The sequence below is a fragment of the Kocuria atrinae C3-8 genome (genome assembly GCF_000286355.1).
GTDB classification, from domain to species: Bacteria; Actinomycetota; Actinomycetes; order Actinomycetales; family Micrococcaceae; genus Kocuria; species Kocuria atrinae_A.
Genome location: NZ_AJXN01000079.1, coordinates 1 through 14,845, shown reverse-complemented (window position 1 = coordinate 14,845; position 14,845 = coordinate 1). Strand labels below are relative to the sequence as shown.

Sequence of the window (14,845 nt, the reverse complement as noted above, 5' to 3'; positions counted from 1 at the left end):
CGCTGATCCGCATAGGGCGGCGACATGAAGAACAAGTCAACGCTGGACTCAGGCAGGGCCGGCAACCACAGAGACGCATCACCCCACGTCACACCCTCATCGAGGAGACGGGTGAGCGCGTCTTGTGGCGCCGAAGGGATGTCAGGACCAGACTCAGGAACAGGTTGGAGAGGCATGGTGCAATTCTCGCGCACAAACAAGGCAGGTGAGACACCGACGCACGGTCGCCCCCACACGAGTGCGCTGAACAGCATGGAGCGGAAACGGTGGGTTGAGCCACCGACCCGCCCCGGTGGTGCAGAACCCTTCGTTTGAGCTACACCGGTCGGACGGCTTCGATGATGATGACGCAGGCAAGAACGGCGTAGACCGTGGCCGCAAGGTAGTTCAACGCGGCGCTAGCTCGCGGACTGCTAGTGAATCGCTCATGAAAAGTGCCCGCGAGAGCACCGATGGTGCCGTAAAGCACCAACTCGGTGCACACGTTGACTGTGCCGAGCAGGGCCATCTGCGCTGTCGTGTTGGTGGCGTGGCCGGCGAAACGCGGGAGGACGGCGAGGAAGAACAGGATGATCTTGGGGTTCGTCAGGCTGACCGACAGACCCCGCAGGTACCACCGCCCGGCGCGACGTCGCCGATCGCGGAGATCTCGCGAGCATGGCGCACGGTAGTCACCGACAGCCAGAGCAGATAAGTAGCCCCAAGCAGCTTCAGGCCGGTCAGCAAATCAGGGTGACTTTTGGCGACCTCACCCAGGCCAACAACGACTGCGGCGGCGTAGACGCTCATTCCGGTAGCGATGCCAAGGATCGCTTTGAGCGCGGCTCTCCGCCCTCCCTCGAGTCCGACCGCGAGCATGTACGCCATGTCTGGGCCGGGTGGGATGAGGAACACCAGAATGACACCGAGGAAGCCCGGTAGTACGGACAGGTCGACCACGAGCGTCCTCTCCGCCGGCGACGCACTCGTGGCGCCGCCCTCACGCTACGACACCTTCTACCTAGGACAGGTGCGCTGGTTCCTGCCCCCCGCGAAAACGTTCGTTTGAGCTACTGCTTGTCGGCGCATGAAAGAGAACCTTCCCAGCGCGTCTCTCCGTCGACAACGACACCGGTCGGCGACATCGCGAGGTGTATAGCGACGCGTTGCGAGGCGACATGCTCGGGGTGAATGTGCGCGACGACGTCTACGACGCCCATGCGTCGAAGTTCGTCCGCCAGAAGTTCCGCAGCGGTACGCGCGTACCGCGGCCCTGCCACAGTTCACCGATGACCCACGCGATCTCTGTCGGACCTGAAGATTGCGGGATGGTGGCTTGCACGTACCCGATCGCCTGCCCGCCAGGTTCGAGCGCAACGATGAGGTTGAGCCATCTCTGTGAACCATCGGTGGAGCACCCACGGGTCTGGACGGCATAGCGGCGTCGAAGCTCCGCTTCGTCTGGCGGTTCACCGCCAGTGAAGACGTACAGTCGCGGGTTGCTGAGGACGTCGACCATCTCTCGAGCATCCGATACCGCCAGGGGGCGAAGACCGACTACATCGTTCATGGCCGAAGCCAACCCCACGCCTCCGCCAGATGCAATCGAAATAGCGGTCCGAGTCCAGCTATGCATAAGCGGTCGTTTGAGCTACCTATCTGCGGCCATGTCCTTCCTCACGTTTAGCGTTGGGGGCATGAGTTGGGAACCAGTCCTCGAAGCAGTCGGTCAAGCGGTTAACGGTCGGAGCGAAGCCGCTAAGGCGGCTCTTGAAAAGTGCTGGGATGAGACGGTCGAAGAAGACCATGCCCAACGGTGCGTGTTGGCGCACTACCTGGCCGACCAGCAGGAGAATCTTCAGAGCGAGACTCGCTGGGACGAGCAAGCCTTGACGGAGTTCACATACCTCCAAGATGGTGACCTCGCAGCCATCGGAGTTCCCTCGACAGCGGGGTTCGCTCCGAGCTTGCACTTAACCTCGGTGATGATTACCTGCGCGCTGGGCGCGTCCAAGACGCCGAAGATCAGGTTGTACGGGCGCAGCAATCTGTCGCACGACTGCCCGAGCAGGGGTATGGCGCGATGATTCGAGACGGTGTTCGTCGCCTCCAAGGACGTGTCGAGGCGGCGAACTCGGCCCTGTAGCTCCACCGGTCGATTTCGCTACATGAGCAGCGCGGCCGCGGATTGGTCTGTGACTCGCCGCGATAAGCGTCCGGTTCTTCTCGTCTGTCGCTGCCCGGCTAGCTCGACTTCCCCGTCATCATGACCCCGCCTCCACTCAGGGAGGTCTTTGCGTCTCGCCTTTTGAGGGATCGACTCCTCCCGCTATCAACGAATCTGCTTTGCTTCGGCACTCCACCCACTCAAAATGAGGCCATGGACATCCTCATTCTCGGCGGCACCGGTTCTTGGGCCGGGGCCTCGCCCTCGCCGCACTTAACGCCGACCACACCGTCACGTGCCTGGCCCGTGGCTCGGCTCCGGCGCCCGCAGGAGTGGAGTTCATCCAGGCTGACCGCGACCACCCGAAAGCCCTGGCGTCCGTCACCGGCAGGGCGTGGGACGCCGTCGTCGATCTGACCAGCCATCCCCGGCACGCCCGGGAAGCCGCGAGCCGGCTCACCGCCTCGCACCGCATCTTCGTCTCAACGACCAGCGTCTACGTTTCGTTCGAGGCGCCCGACCAGGACGAGGACGCAGCCGTGGCGGCTCCGCTGGAAGCTGACCTCATGACAGCGATGGACCAGTACCCGGCAGCCAAACGCCGGTGTGAGCTCACCTACCTGGACGTCCCGGATCCCGTGACGGTCATCCGGCCAGGGCTGATCGGCGGTGCCGGCGACGAGTCTGGCCGCTCCGGCTACTACCCGTGGCGCTTCGCCCATCCGACGGGTCCCGACGTGATCGTCCCCGACGACTCTTTCCCTGTGGCCCTGATCGACGTGGAGGATCTCGCCGCCTGGATCCTGCGGTGCGCCGAGCAACGGATCACCGGGGTTTTCAACGCGGCCGGCACCCCGCACGTCCTTCGGGACGTCGTCGACGCCAGTATCGACATCACCAGGTCGACCGCCCGGCCGCGTGTGGTCGACGACGCGACGCTCGACGAGTGCGGTATCAGCCGTGGGCCGGCCTGCGTCGCTGCCGCTGTGGGTGCCATGGGAGGGCTGGCGATACGTGAACATTGTCGACTCCTCCCGGGCTCTCGCCCAGGGCCTGAACCGCCGCCCGCTGCGCGACACGCTCATCGCAGCTTTGCGGACGGAGGAGTCCAGGAGGACCCCCCGCCCGGCGGGCTCAGCGACGGAGAGGAGATCTGCCTGCGGGCGGCTCTCCACTGAGACGGTAAAAAGACCCACGCCTTGGCTCGTTGGGGGCTAAATCGGTCGTTTCTGCACCACTCCCCCGCGCCCAACCTCCGCGGGTATGTGTGGGTCGGATCGATGAACGGCGCGAAGATTGCAACGTTTGATGACGTATCGAGGCGCGGGCCGCCGACAGATGCGCGTACCTGGCGGCCGGACTCAGCTGAGCGGGACTACTCCGGCTGCGCCCTCTCCACAGAGCTTTCGTCGATCCAGCGCGCCAAAACACTCAGAGCTGCCAACTGCTCCAAGACGGTCTGTTCGGATGCCTCCTCCAGAGCGTCATGGCTAGCTGGATTACGGATCGCAGCGAAGCATCCCTCTGCGTAAGCAGCAATCCCTCGTCGCACGGAACGTGCTGTTTTGCCACCGTCGTCACCCTCTGGCCGGAGGCGGGGCTTGCCGGGTTGCGGGTCATCGTCGCTGTACGCCTGTTTGAACAAATCTGTTTCTGCCATATCGCGACGAGAGACCTTGTTCTGCGTCTCAGAGTTGATCTTGACTGCGGCGGCCCTGACCGCCTCGCGAAAATGACCGGACTGCCAAAGAGAGCGGGCCGCCTCCCAGGCCCAGGGTGCATCTCCCCGGCGCTGATCGTCGGCGCGTTATCGCCTAGACGCTCCGCAACCTCTTCCTGGCGCTCCAGCTCGGCCTCCGCTCGTATCGCAGCCTGTCGGTGACGGGCCCAACGCTTCTTGCCATCATCCGGCACTTCAGTCCGCCACCGTGGCAACACGCGGTCGAGGATCTTCTCGACGATCTGCGCCGCAGCGATGATGTCGTTCGTCGGTGCCATGGGCGTGGCGAAGTCCCCCATGAACACCACCCCGCCCGTAGAGGAGGGCTGACGCAGACTCGTCATCTGGATAAAGCGGCTCATCACAAAGCAGGGTGTAGCGGTGTCTTGAGCTGTGCGGCGCGTCGGTACGTGGATGGGGGTCGAGGCCTCCCGAAGATGGAAGTTCTCACACTGCCCATCCGGAAGACCTCGACGTGCCCCACGCTACCTTCGTTAGCCCTGACCTGACCACGTTCACCCGCCTCGATGAGCTCGGCCTCGAGGTCATCGGCCAGCATGTGGAGCCGAACCAGGCGGTACTGGCCTGCCGGGTCGCCAATCCCGACCCGTGGTGCCGACGCTGCGGCTGTGAGGGAACCCCGCGCGGCAGCGTGGTTCGCCGGTTGGCGCACGAGCCGTTCGGTTGGCGACCCACCGTCCTGCTGATCACGGTGCGCCGCTACCGGTGTTCCGAGTGCGGGCACGTGTGGCGCCAGGACATGAGCAAGGCCGCCGAACCGCGATCCAAGCTGTCCCGGCGGGCGCTGCGCTGGGCGCTGGAAGCACTCGTGGTCGACCACCTCACCATCGCCCGGATCGCCGAAGGCTTGGCCGTGTCGTGGAACACCGCCAACGACGCCGTCCTGGCCGAAGGCCGGCGGGTCCTCATTGATGACCCGAAGCGGTTCGACGGCGTGCGCGTGCTCGGCGTCGACGAGCACGTCTGGCGCCACACTCGCCGCGGCGACAGATACGTCACCGTGATCATCGACCTCACTCCGATCAGGGACAACACCGGCCCGGCACGCTTGTTGGACATGGTCGAGGGCCGCTCCAAGCAAGCATTCAAGACCTGGCTCGCTGCCCGTCCCAAGCAGTGGCGGGCCGGGGTGGAGGTCGTCGCGATGGACGGCTTCACCGGGTTCAAGACCGCCACCACCGAAGAGTTGCCCGATGCCACTGCTGTGATGGATCCATTCCACGTGATCCGCCTCGCCGGGGATGCCCTCGACCAATGCCGCAGGCGGGTCCAGCAAGACCTCCACGGCCACCGCGGCCGTGCCACCGACCCGCTCTACCGGGCCCGCCGCACCCTCCACACCGGTCTGGACCTGCTCACCGCCCGACAGAAGACCCGCCTAGAGACCCTGTTCGCCGGCGATGACCACGTCGAGGTCGAGACCACCTGGGGCATCTACCAGAAGATGATCGCTGCCTACCGGGAACCCGACCGGGCCACGGGACGCATCCGCATGCAGGCCGTCATCGACGCCGTCGGCAGCGGTGTCCCCGCCGCTCTGAAGGAGGTTATCGTGCTGGGCCGCACCCTGAACAAGCGGGCCGCTGACATCCTCGCCTACTTCGACCGGCCCGGCACCTCGAATGGCCCCACCGAGGCCCTGAACGGTCGGCTCGAACACCTCCGCGGCTCAGCCCTCGGCTTCCGCAACCTCGTCCACTACATAGCCAGATCGCTGCTCGAGACCGGCGGATTCAGACCCCAACTACACCCTGCTTTGTGATGAGCCCGATTGTCGACCGACTTGCCTTGAGGGACATTTACACACACTATTGTTTTAGCTGGGCCAGGAAAACCACTTGTACGACCTGGGTTGGCGGGAGTTGATTGCTAAGCTTGCAAAAATTTGGGGTGAGTTTTCGCGTCATTCCATATCAAGAACCAAAGGTAACTTAGGTTGCGCCGGCGGATAGGCCTTATCAAACAAGTCCTCGAATTGCTCCTTGCTTTCAGAGATACGCATCAGAGTGGTCACAGTGGAAATTTGACGATCCAAAGACGTCAAACCGGTGCCCTCCGTGAGGTGTTGATGGTGTTTATGCGACCGATTCCCATTTTTATTTTTTGGATTCAACCGTTGAAGCTCATCCCTAACCCCTGGTGCTAGCTTGTCATATATATATTTGTTTACAAGCTTACCGACATAGGGAGTTCTTTGAGACTGTCCGGGCCTGTACTCCCACCCATTCAACCGGTAAATTTGTTTAAAAAATTCGTCGGGAAAGCGTTTTATCCAGGGGCGCAGCTCCGCCTGTACGAACTCTTCAAGAATTCTCTGAAGCTCATCACGGGCACGGACCTCCTGAAATCCTGTAGCCTCATCCACTAAGGCAGTAATTCCAACTCTGGCGAGGCCCCTCATTATAATTTCCGCCGCCTTTGCTGAGGCCTTTTGGCTTTGAAGAATTACTCCATCTTCATTGGCAGACAAGTATATTTCGCATACTTCGGGGAGAATCTCTGCGTTATAACCGTATGCAATTCCACCAGACGGAACCCGATATCGTACGGCATCCCATCTAGATCTTAGATCGTCGCTTGCATAGGCCTGGAGATTCTTTGCAGCGAGAAATGGGGGGGACGTTGAAGTAGTGCCTCCCGTCCCCCCTTTAGCCTTAGGAGCCCTATTCAGCGCCGTCAAAAAAGTTTCTTGATTGATCAAGCGTGTGCCGTCAGCTAGAACTGCACAGGAAATTACCCGGTCTCCAATTTTAATTTCGCCTGTATGGGTGGCGCGCTCAATAGTTGTTCCCCAACGCTTCTGTGCGCCCTGTCGCGCAATTTCTGAACGTTCTTCCGCACTTAACGCTTTCGCTCTGGCGTTACCGCCGGTACTGGGATTCGGAACCTTGGTCCCGTTTGATTTTGGTTGGTTAGCCATGCAATTCCCGCCTTGCTTGTCTGAGATGGATTGGTGACTCACTGGTCGACGATGCTTGCAGGCGGCAAGCATATAAAAGATGCTTGCAGACGGCAAGCATCGGAGCACGGCCTCGAATACATTTTTTCAGCCCCTACAACCAGGGCACGGCAAGGTCAATGGTGGCCGTGCCCTGTGCTATCCGGGTCACCTAAGCACCCGCCGTCACATGGTGGGGGGTGTATTGCAACGCATGGGATGCGAGACGTCTCGTCCGAGAAATTTGCGCCCGCACGATTCCGCCGTTCGGCATGTCTCGCATCCTTGTGCTTTATCCCTGCCCCTCGAGTCGGATACTCAACGTTGGTTGCGAGACAGATGAGGTGGACATGGGGAAGCTAGTCGGGTATGCCCGGGTCTCGACACGGCAGCAGGACGCCGACCGTCAAGTGCATGACTTGCTGGCGGCGGGTGTACGGGGCGATGACATCTATACGGACCATGGAGTGTCTGGAAGCCGCGCGTCCCGTCCAAACCTCGATAAGGCGGTGGCGGCGCTCGAGTCGGGGGACACTTTGGTCGTCACCACGTTGGACCGGTTGGGGCGGTCGACGCAGAACATGCTGGCCTTCGCCGAGGCGCTGCGGGGGAGAGGTGCCGGGTTGCGGGTGCTGAACCTCGGTGGGGGAGACGTGGACACGCACACCCCGATGGGTTCGATGGTGTTCACAGTGATGGCTGCCCTGGCGCAGATGGAGCTGGAGATCAAGCGGGAGCGGATCACCGACTCGGTGGCCAAGCGCCGGGCCGCCGGCAAGGACCTCGGTGGGCGGCGCCAGACCTTCACTGACTCCCAGATCCGCAACGCCCTGCGCCTGATCGACGGTGGGGAGCCGGCCACCCAGGTCGCGCGCGATCTTGGCATGTCGAGGGCCACCCTCTACCGGAGAGTCCGGGAACTGTCGTAATTGACGACCTGAAAGCCTCCATGGTCCTTGAGCGCCGTACCCCTTGACCTTGGAAGGCTGCTTCCACTATTCGTTCCTTTCATCCTTCGGGGTCCCTGTGCATACCAACGCACCCGGGCGGTCGCTACCTGCCGTATGAAGCACCATCAGCAGTGCTCTGTTCCGACGAAACGCCTGCTAAATCCGGATAATTACGTCTCAGATCTCGTATCCTGCAAAAATATTCGCATGCCGATTCGAGTCCGAGGTAGAGACTGAATGTTCCTTGAGCGCCTCACCCTGAGCAACTTTCAGTCTTTCGGACCTACGCCAACCACAATCCGCTTCGACCAGCAGCTGACCGCAATGCTCGGGGGGAACGCCGCAGGGAAGACGGCGGCATGTCAAGCGCTCCTGCGGCTGTTCAGCGTTCTTGGCGATCAACGGCGGATCCGTGTCGAGGATTTTCACGTCCCCAACGAGGAGGACGAAGCACCCGAGACCCGGTCTCTGAGTATCGAAGCAGTCTTCGCATTTCCGGAGCTGGCCGCGGACGGCACTGATGACCTTGGAAGCGTGCCAGAGTTCTTCGCGCAGATGACGGCTGACGAGGACGGGCAACTCAAGCTCCGAATCGTCCTTGAGGCTTCGTGGTCGGCCGAGGGGCCCATTAACGGAACCATCGACGATAGCCGCCGCGTCGTCTACACCTTCGAGAAGGATTACGGCGAGAGGTGGGTAGAGCTGAGTGCCTCGGACCGCAACCGCATCCAGATGGTGTATGTGCCTGCTACCCGAGACGGGGCTCGTCAGGTCGGTGCATTCCTGCGGGGGCGGATCTGGCGCGCCAGCCAGTGGTCCACCCCGTTCCGGGAGCACGTTAAGACTGCGGCAGACGAGCTCTCGGATAAGTTTAAAGGCGAGGCGGTCGTCAAAAGTGTGACCAAAGCGATTTCCACCAGGTGGCAAGAACTTCACCACCTAACCTCTGATCAGCACCCAATTTTTGAGCCCATTAACCGTGACGTGAGCGTCCTTGTTGCGAACGCAGAGATGCGCTTCGAGCCTTCACCCACCGGACGAACACGGCCTGTCAGGGAATTAAGTGATGGACAGCAGTCCCTGCTCCACATTGCGTTAACTGCCACCACGTTGGATCTCGAAGGCGCAATCGCTGCAGGCGACCACGACGATCATTTCGACCTCACTGCCACAGCGCTGCCGTCCCTGACCCTGTTGGCACTTGAGGAACCGGAGAACAGCCTGGCGCCCTTCTTTCTCTCCCGCGTCGTCCAGCAGCTCCTGTCCATCACTGAGTCCGGACGCGCCCAAGCGGTCATCTCTAGCCACTCCGCCAGCGTGCTTTCCCGTATTCCGCCGGAGCGGGTTCGGCACTTCCGTCTTGACGAAAAAACCAAGACCAGTCGAGTGCGTGAGATCATTCTTCCGGACGACACCACCGAGGCCGGTAAGTATGTCCGTGAGGCCGTGCGCGCCCATCCCGAGCTGTACTTCGCCCGCTTTGTAGTGCTCGGCGAAGGAGATTCCGAAGCACTCGTTTTGCCTAAACTCGCCGCGGCCAGAGAGCTGTACATTGACCAGTCGTTCGTCGCGGTCGTCCCACTTGGTGGTCGCCACACCAACCACTTTTGGCGTCTTCTCTCCCAGCTAGACATCCCGTACGTTACTCTCCTCGACCTGGACTGGGGGCGAGCTGGTGGAGGCGCAGGCCGTATCCGGGACGCCTGCACTCGACTGATTGAAATTGGTCACAATCCCTTTGACGGATCGGAGGCGATCGACGGTTATAATTCGATTGACGACATCGATGAGTTGGATCAAACCGAATTGGTAAAATGGATAGAACACTTGGAAAAGTGGAACATCTTTTTTTCTGCACCGCTTGACTTTGATATGTGCCTTTTGAAATACTTTACGTCGGCCTATACCGATCACCTTGAACAGGGTCAAAAGGGGCCAAGTGGCCAGGGCGATGCGCGTGATACAGTTCTCGGTGATCCTGATGTGCGCCCCGAAGTGGGCTTCTGGGAAAACAATCAGTGGACCTACTACATGCGTTGGTATCGGTACCTGTTCCTAACTCACTCTAAGCCGAGCACACACTTACGAGCCCTCTCATACGTCGATTCCGTCGATCTGGCCGGTGTCCAAGGTCCGCTCGACAGGATGCTTAGTCGCATAGGAGAGGCGATTAACCCGATATGAGGACTGACCCCATTAAATGGCAGCCTAAGGGCATCGAGAGCCTCGAACCCGCTGCCTGGGACGCATTGCGCGCTGGCACAGCTTCGGTCACAGCAGGACCCGGAGCCGGAAAGTCCGAGTTCTTGGCGCAGCGCGCTAGCTACCTGCTAGAAAACGGTCTGTGTCGTCCGCCCCGGCGCATTCTCGCTATTTCCTTCAAGCGTGATGCTGCAGCCAACCTGAGACGACGTGTCCAGATGCGCTTGCCCGCGCACGCCGAGCGATTCACTTCAATGACATTCGATGCGTTCGCCAAGTCGATCGTGGACAGATTCAAGGAACTTCTACCACCTGCTTGGAAAATGAGCAGTACCTATCGGATCGGCTTTACCAGCCCGGCAGAGGTCAGTGATTTTCTTGACAACCTCGCCTCGACAGCACCCGAGGAATTTCGTAGCGGCGTCTACGATATCCGGCAGGCCGAGTTCATCACCAATGTTGTCGGGGCCTATAATTTGGAAGTTGAGCCCCAGGAAGCCGCGACCGCGTTGGACTACGCAGTTCAACAGTGGTGGGCCGAGAAGTACCAGTCACACAAGTCCCCACGATCGACTTCGTCATGATGAACAGACTTGCCGAGTTGGTCATCCGCTCCAGTCCGCAATTACAACGGGCACTGGCCGCGACCTACCCGTTCGTCTTCGTCGACGAGTTTCAGGATACGACCTATGCCCAATACTCATTCCTAAAGTCGATATTTGCACCCGAAACTACAATCATCACGGTCGTCGGCGACCGTAAACAGCGGATAATGGGTTGGGCTGGCGCCCACACTGACGCGTTTGCCCAGTTCGAGCACGACTTTGGCGCGAGGTCATTCGAACTGTCCTGGAATTTCCGTTCGACTCAGGAGCTTGTCGACCTACAACATCGATTCGCGAAGCGCCTTGCTCCAGACAGTCAACCGCAGATGTCTCAGGTTGACAGTCAAGTTGGAAATACCCCGAGTCAAATTTGGTCATTTTCAAATGCCAGACTCGAGGCTGAATACATTGCAGGATGGGTCGCTGCCGATATTGATCAGTCCGGGCGTCCGCCGGCTCAGTATGCTGTGATTGCGCGCCAGCAGGTGGCTAATTTGGAACCGGAACTTGCGCAGGCCTTCGCAGCTCAAGGGCTCAAGCTTCGCAACGACGACGCTCGTGTGGGTGAGCTCCGGCTCCAGGATCTGCTCAAGGACGATCTCGTGCGGCTACTCATCGGACTGGTGCGCCTCGGATCCACTCGTGGCGGTCAGCCCCAGACCTGGCGCGAGGTCACCACAACACTGAGGCGCGTCACTGCTACCGATCGGGACCGCGAAGTGGGCACAAGTATTGATGACGCGCTCTCAGCCTTCCTGGGGCAGCTACGCATTTGGTTCGCTGCCACGCCGCCGAGTGAGCACGCCACTTTTGAGCCAGACGTGGATCTCACCGAAGAGATCGCTCAGACGCTTATCGACAAGCTCACCTCATTCGTGAGGTTCGACAAAATCGCCCAGAAACGCGTCCTTGCTGACAGGCCCGAAGATCTCGCAGTGACAGTTGAGGCGTTTAAAATCCGCCTCATAGATGTCCTTGGACGTGCCAACTCGTGGGACCAGGTTGCCAGCGCCTTCACAGAGGACAACGCCGTGCCTTTATTGACGATCCACCGCAGCAAGGGACTGGAATACCACACAGTCTTCTTCGTCGGACTCGATGGCGACCAATGGTGGGCCCATTCCCGTGACACAGTGAATCCACGATGGCGTTCTTCGTCGGGATGTCCCGCGCCGCCGAAAGGCTCATTTTCACCCAGTGCGATCAACGCGGTTCCACAAACCGGATTGCTGATTTGTACGAGATACTGGATCAGGCCGAAGTTCCACTCGTACGTATCGGCTGAAATCAGAGGAGGTGGCGCTGGGGAAGTCTCGGCGTCACGCGTACGTGGGTCCTGTTGTAGAAGCACCACCGGGCAACTTGAGTATGTTGGGGAGACTGAAACCGTGCACAGCGAGATCACGTGGGTGGAGCCGCCGATGACGCGCCTGTGTGACGGGAGGGGGCCCGTTTTCGCCGACGACGACCGGTTCAACCCCACCTGGTGGCGGCGGAACGCGGACTTCGGCCCGCCTGAGCATCAGTGGCGTTCCTACGCTTGGCGCGGCGAAGAGGTCGCACGCATGCTCGTCTCTCTCCGGTTTTCCAGCCACATTTCACATACATCGGTACCTGCCGTCATGGTCTGGGACTTCGAGGTGCGGGAAGACCTGCGCTGTAGTGGCGATCACATTGGCACCCGAATCATCGAGCAATTCTCCGACGACTTCAATGACAAGGAGATATACATCGGTCCAACCCCCAAGTCCACGTCGTTCTGGACGAGGTTCGGATGGCCGATGTGCGACTGTGCTAGCTGTTGCGGGCGTGACTTTATTGTCCGGCCGCCCTTAAATCCTGGAGGAAGACGCACAAGGTGACTAGCCAGAAGTTTCCCGCGTTTCCGGCGGCACTCTCGAGCACGTCTGCAAGCTGATTGCAGAGCTGTACAGCGGCAGCGAACTGACTCGCATCATGTCCGAGATCCCTCTCCGGGACGATCCCGGGGAAGGAAATACCAAGTGGCGGCGTCTGGCCTACGCAGTGAGCAGCAATCAGGCACGTACGCAGAGCGGTAACGCTGTGATCGCGCTTATATCAGCGTCGATGCGACCGGAACGGACTCTCGACCGCGCGGACGTTGCACGGCTGACTCGTGATCAGCTCAATCAGGTGTTGTCGCTCGTGGGTTATCGAGTCCGTGATGATGGGCGGGTTGGCCGTGCTTCCCGGGCGCGATCGACGGATGAGGCTGAGAAGCGGACCGAGCATCTCCGTGGTTTGCTGGAGCGCCGCGGTGCCCATCGTGAGGTGCTGACCTACTGTCGACCCGAGCTGCTGCGCAAGGACTACTACGAAGCCGTGTTCGAGGCGATCAAGGGGCTCGGGAGCAGGCTCCGACAACTGACGGGCGTCGACGGCGACGGCTACGCACTCGTGGAGGGCGCTATGGCCGGCAGCACGCCACGGCTTCGCATCACCGCACTCCAGACGCGTACACAACGAGACGAGCAGCTCGGTGTCGCGAACCTTGCCAAGGGGCTGTTCAGCGCGTTCCGCAACCCGGCTGCGCACGAACCGCGGATCGAATGGACACTCTCGGAGCAGGACGCGCTTGACGTTCTGGGAACCTTGTCAATGATCCATCGCCGCCTCGACGTGGCGACTGTCAAAGCCCACTGACGTCGCCGTGCTCAGAGCTGGTCAGGGAAGGTCTGCCCGTGCTTGAGGCAGTCCCAGGGACTGCGTCCACGATCCCTATGGATATGGGCTCTTGCTCATGGTGGCGGAGCCTTTTAGGGCTAACTCATCGAGTTGATCGTCATAGTGCTGTAGGTGGTGGCGAGGCATCACATGACCGCCCTCATGCTGTGCCGTAGCGCTGCTGGGCGCTGCTTGCTGATCTCCAGAGCCTCGCCCACCGTGGACCACGACAGCCCCACGTCACGGGCGTCCTGCACAACCCATCCGCGGGCTGTCTCTGATCCCCGCACGAGCGCGTCAGCGCCCAAGAGCGCCAGACGCGCCCGGCGTTGAACCTCCCCTGCCTGCGCCTCGGCGAAGCCCCGGATGATGGCTTTCGCGACGTTCGCGAAGCTTCCTGAACTGGCCAGCATGCGCCCGAGCTCTTCGGCCTGACTGATGGTCTGCTCATCTCCGCTCATGGGTCAATGCTGGTTGACGCCAGAGCACATCGTCAATTGGTGTTGACGCCCGATGACCCATCTGGAGCGGGATCACTGGCAGTGGGTGAGGAAACTAGGCAAGGGTATAATGTTGACATATCAACAATAATGATGTTGGCTCGTTCTTGAGGTGCACAGATGGCCGCTCCGATGGAGAGTTTCTAGCGTCGGTGGGTTTGGAGGCACTCGAAGCGCTGCCCCCTGGATACGGTGAACATGTTCAATTCGTCGCATCTAGGAGTCCCTATGGCCAGAGCGCGCAAGAAACAGCAAGTTGAGGGGCAGCTGAGCATTGATGCTTTTCTCTTCCCGGAACCCGAGGAGGTTCGTGATGAATACGTACGGCAGGTTCGCGCAGGAAGCGTGGAAGACGACCGCGCCGACGGAGTACGCCCTGATCCCGGACCCGAATCAGTGGTTCGAGAGCCTGGGGGAGGAGGCGGCTCAGCGGGTGGGCGAGCTGATGATGGAGCTGGCCGGCCCGGACCCGGTGGGGGAGACCTACCTGGAGAAGGTAGGGCGGTTGAACGCGTCGAAGATGCAGGCCGAGGAGATCGTGCGCGCAGAGATGCTGACCCCGGACCCGTCCGTGCAGGAGGAACCGGAGGAGGACGAGGAGGAGTCCGGGGTGGCGCGGAGGCTGCGGATCGTGCAGCGGCTGAACCGGGAGGACCGGGAGTATTGGGAAGAGGTGGACCGGCTGGACGCCGAACAGGCATAGCCCCGGCTTCCACAGAGTCCGTGGGCCCGGGGCGCTTCGTCCCCCGCGCCCAGGACGAGCTGGCCCCGTCCGGGGCGCAAGCAAGGTTCCGAGCCAATCTGGCAGCGCTGCGCGTGCTGCGCACCCTGCAGGCTGAGGAGCGGGCCGCCACTGAGGCCGAGCGCACCACGCTGGTCAGGTGGGGGTCCTGGGGTGCCAGCGGGGTCGCGGAGGTTTTCGATGAGTCCCGCACCGAGTACGAGGCCGAGCGGTCCGAGCTGCGCGAGCTGCTGGATGAGGCCGAGTACGCCGCCGCACGGCGCACGGTGATCAACGCCCACTACACCGACCCGGCGATCGCCGCCGAGGTCTGGGGGCGCTGGAGGGCCTGGGTTT

At 61.1% G+C, this 14,845-nt stretch carries 12 protein-coding genes and 2 pseudogenes; 9 read left to right on the top strand and 5 right to left on the bottom strand.

What is annotated here, in order from left to right:
• Positions 1-316: 316 nt before the first annotated feature.
• A pseudogene (locus YO9_RS0109025) lies at positions 317-858 on the bottom strand (LysE family translocator).
• Positions 859-1,186: 328 nt separating this feature from the next.
• Positions 1,187-1,549 carry a GNAT family N-acetyltransferase gene (locus YO9_RS0109020; protein ID WP_223286326.1) on the bottom strand — a complete coding sequence of 121 codons (363 nt, stop codon included), beginning with the start codon at positions 1,547-1,549 and terminating at the stop codon, positions 1,187-1,189.
• A gap of 929 nt (positions 1,550-2,478) precedes the next feature.
• Here YO9_RS0109020 and YO9_RS0109010 point away from each other — a divergent pair.
• The gene (locus YO9_RS0109010) at positions 2,479-3,324 is read left to right on the top strand and encodes a Rossmann-fold NAD(P)-binding domain-containing protein (RefSeq protein ID WP_223286325.1); all 846 of its coding nucleotides are present in this window, start codon (positions 2,479-2,481) and stop codon (positions 3,322-3,324) included.
• A 197-nt stretch (positions 3,325-3,521) separates the two neighbouring features.
• On the opposite strand, the pseudogene YO9_RS21525 reads toward YO9_RS0109010, so the two are convergent.
• A pseudogene (locus tag YO9_RS21525) lies at positions 3,522-3,863 on the bottom strand (TIGR02391 family protein); the annotation flags it as partial.
• A 478-nt stretch (positions 3,864-4,341) separates the two neighbouring features.
• Here YO9_RS21525 and YO9_RS0109000 point away from each other — a divergent pair.
• Positions 4,342-5,649 (top strand): ISL3 family transposase, encoded by a 1,308-nt coding sequence (locus tag YO9_RS0109000; RefSeq protein WP_016997181.1) that lies wholly within the window; start codon positions 4,342-4,344, stop codon positions 5,647-5,649.
• Positions 5,650-5,790: 141 nt separating this feature from the next.
• Here the strand turns inward: YO9_RS0109000 and YO9_RS0108995 are convergent, their stop codons facing one another.
• Positions 5,791-6,807, bottom strand: coding sequence for a P63C domain-containing protein (locus YO9_RS0108995; protein WP_223286324.1), 1,017 nt, complete (start codon positions 6,805-6,807; stop codon positions 5,791-5,793).
• 368 nt (positions 6,808-7,175) lie between these two features.
• On the opposite strand from YO9_RS0108995, the gene YO9_RS0108990 reads away from it, so the two are divergent.
• The 5 genes from YO9_RS0108990 (at position 7,176) to YO9_RS0108970 (ending at position 13,246) form a co-directional block, all read left to right on the top strand.
• Positions 7,176-7,754: a recombinase family protein gene (locus YO9_RS0108990; RefSeq protein ID WP_016997179.1), complete on the top strand. Its 579-nt coding sequence runs from the start codon at positions 7,176-7,178 to the stop codon at positions 7,752-7,754.
• 258 nt (positions 7,755-8,012) lie between these two features.
• The gene (locus tag YO9_RS0108985) at positions 8,013-9,959 is read left to right on the top strand and encodes an ATP-dependent nuclease (RefSeq protein WP_016997178.1); all 1,947 of its coding nucleotides are present in this window, start codon (positions 8,013-8,015) and stop codon (positions 9,957-9,959) included.
• On the top strand, positions 9,956-10,561 hold the full coding sequence (locus YO9_RS17725; protein WP_223286323.1) for a UvrD-helicase domain-containing protein: 606 nt from the start codon (positions 9,956-9,958) through the stop codon (positions 10,559-10,561). Before YO9_RS0108985 ends, YO9_RS17725 begins: the two co-directional genes overlap by 4 nt.
• Complete coding sequence (locus tag YO9_RS17720; protein WP_223286322.1) at positions 10,558-12,444, top strand: UvrD-helicase domain-containing protein; 1,887 nt, start codon at positions 10,558-10,560, stop codon at positions 12,442-12,444. The genes YO9_RS17725 and YO9_RS17720 overlap by 4 nt, the downstream gene beginning before the upstream one ends.
• Before the next feature lie 94 nt (positions 12,445-12,538).
• Positions 12,539-13,246: a TIGR02391 family protein gene (locus tag YO9_RS0108970; RefSeq protein WP_016997177.1), complete on the top strand. Its 708-nt coding sequence runs from the start codon at positions 12,539-12,541 to the stop codon at positions 13,244-13,246.
• Positions 13,247-13,413: 167 nt separating this feature from the next.
• Here the strand turns inward: YO9_RS0108970 and YO9_RS0108965 are convergent, their stop codons facing one another.
• A complete protein-coding gene (locus YO9_RS0108965) occupies positions 13,414-13,728 on the bottom strand; it encodes a hypothetical protein (protein WP_016997176.1) in 315 nt (104 codons plus the stop codon).
• A gap of 352 nt (positions 13,729-14,080) precedes the next feature.
• Between YO9_RS0108965 and YO9_RS0108960 the strand changes: the two genes are divergently transcribed.
• Together YO9_RS0108960 and YO9_RS17715 are read left to right on the top strand one after the other, a co-directional pair.
• Positions 14,081-14,470 (top strand): hypothetical protein, encoded by a 390-nt coding sequence (locus YO9_RS0108960; protein WP_031272974.1) that lies wholly within the window; start codon positions 14,081-14,083, stop codon positions 14,468-14,470.
• A 20-nt stretch (positions 14,471-14,490) separates the two neighbouring features.
• A partial coding sequence (locus YO9_RS17715) for a hypothetical protein (RefSeq protein WP_223286321.1) occupies positions 14,491-14,845 on the top strand: 355 nt, incomplete at its 3' end.

Bases quoted from the DNA above. Each gene is read 5' to 3' on its own strand.
- YO9_RS0109020 (WP_223286326.1), bottom strand. From the start codon at position 1,549: ATGAACGATGTAGTCGGTCTTCGCCCCCTGGCGGTATCGGATGCTCGA.
- YO9_RS0108995 (WP_223286324.1), bottom strand. From the start codon at position 6,807: ATGGCTAACCAACCAAAATCAAACGGGACCAAGGTTCCGAATCCCAGT.
- YO9_RS0108990 (WP_016997179.1), top strand. From the start codon at position 7,176: ATGGGGAAGCTAGTCGGGTATGCCCGGGTCTCGACACGGCAGCAGGAC.
- YO9_RS0108985 (WP_016997178.1), top strand. From the start codon at position 8,013: ATGTTCCTTGAGCGCCTCACCCTGAGCAACTTTCAGTCTTTCGGACCT.
- YO9_RS17725 (WP_223286323.1), top strand. From the start codon at position 9,956: ATGAGGACTGACCCCATTAAATGGCAGCCTAAGGGCATCGAGAGCCTC.
- YO9_RS17720 (WP_223286322.1), top strand. From the start codon at position 10,558: ATGATGAACAGACTTGCCGAGTTGGTCATCCGCTCCAGTCCGCAATTA.
- YO9_RS0108970 (WP_016997177.1), top strand. From the start codon at position 12,539: ATGTCCGAGATCCCTCTCCGGGACGATCCCGGGGAAGGAAATACCAAG.
- YO9_RS0108965 (WP_016997176.1), bottom strand. From the start codon at position 13,728: ATGAGCGGAGATGAGCAGACCATCAGTCAGGCCGAAGAGCTCGGGCGC.
- YO9_RS0108960 (WP_031272974.1), top strand. From the start codon at position 14,081: ATGAATACGTACGGCAGGTTCGCGCAGGAAGCGTGGAAGACGACCGCG.